The 1,221-nt window shown below is 57.0% G+C and carries 1 protein-coding gene; it reads left to right on the top strand.

Annotated elements, in window-relative coordinates; all coding sequences use genetic code 11:
* Positions 1–71 precede the first annotated feature (71 nt).
* Positions 72–1,192 (top strand): IS3 family transposase gene (locus tag EC840_RS25180; protein WP_112287405.1). Its coding sequence is split into 2 segments (ribosomal slippage): positions 72–330 and positions 330–1,192, totalling 1,122 coding nucleotides; the frame shifts between segments, so codons are not numbered across the junction.
* Positions 1,193–1,221: the final 29 nt, after the last annotated feature.

Genomic DNA, 1,221 nt, shown 5'->3' with positions numbered 1-1,221 from the left:
TGACCTGCTCCCCGTTGATTAGTACACCCCGATGTTAGTAATGTCTTCATAAGCCACATGAGGACACCCCCATGAAGAAGCGTTTTTCCGACCAACAGATCATCAGTATTCTCCGCGAGGCTGAAGCCGGGGTATCCGCCCGGGAACTCTGCCGCAAGCACGCTATTTCCGATGCCACGTTTTACACCTGGCGTAAAAAGTATGGCGGCATGGAGGTGCCCGAGGTTAAGCGCCTGAAGTCGCTTGAGGAAGAGAACGCACGACTCAAGAAGCTGCTGGCCGAAGCCATGCTGGATAAGGAGGCGCTTCAGGTGGCCCTGGGCCGAAAGTACTGACGACAGACCAGAAGCGCGAAGCCGTGGTGTTGATGTGTGATGCGACCGGTCTGTCGCAACGTCGTGCCTGCAGGCTGACAGGTTTGTCCCTGTCGACCTGCCGTTACGAAGCGCAGCGTCCGGCATCGGATGCGCATTTATCCGGGCGCATCACCGAACTGGCGCTGGAGCGCAGGCGTTTTGGTTACCGCCGCATCTGGCAGCTGCTGCGCCGCGAAGGGCTTCATGTTAATCACAAGCGAGTATACCGGCTCTACCATCTGAGTGGACTCGGCGTAAAACGCAGACGTCGTCGTAAAGGGCTGGCAACAGAACGTCTGCCGCTGCTCCGCCCGGCAGCGCCGAATCTGACCTGGTCGATGGATTTTGTCATGGATGCGCTGGCCACCGGTCGCAGGATCAAGTGCCTGACCTGCGTGGATGACTTCACGAAGGAGTGCCTGACGGTCACCGTTGCCTTCGGGATTTCAGGCGTGCAGGTCACGCGTATTCTGGACAGCATTGCGCTGTTTCGTGGCTATCCGGCGACGATAAGAACCGATCAGGGCCCGGAGTTTACCTGCCGCGCGCTCGATCAATGGGCCTTTGAGCATGGCGTGGAGCTACGGCTCATTCAGCCCGGCAAGCCGACACAGAACGGATTTATTGAGAGTTTTAACGGACGCTTTCGCGATGAATGCCTGAATGAACACTGGTTCAGCGACGTCAGCCATGCCAGGAAAACCATCAGTGAATGGCGTCAGGATTATAACGAGTGCCGCCCGCACTCCACGCTGAATTATCAGACGCCGTCTGAGTTTGCGGCGGGCTGGAGAAAGGGTAATTCTGATAGTGAAGGATCCGACATTACTAAGTGAGCGTTGTATCTAATCCTGGGGGCAGGTCA

This window comes from Rahnella sp. JUb53 (assembly GCF_004346065.1).
In the GTDB taxonomy this organism is placed as follows: Bacteria; Pseudomonadota; Gammaproteobacteria; order Enterobacterales; family Enterobacteriaceae; genus Rahnella; species Rahnella variigena.
This window is presented reverse-complemented; position numbering and strand designations above follow the sequence as displayed.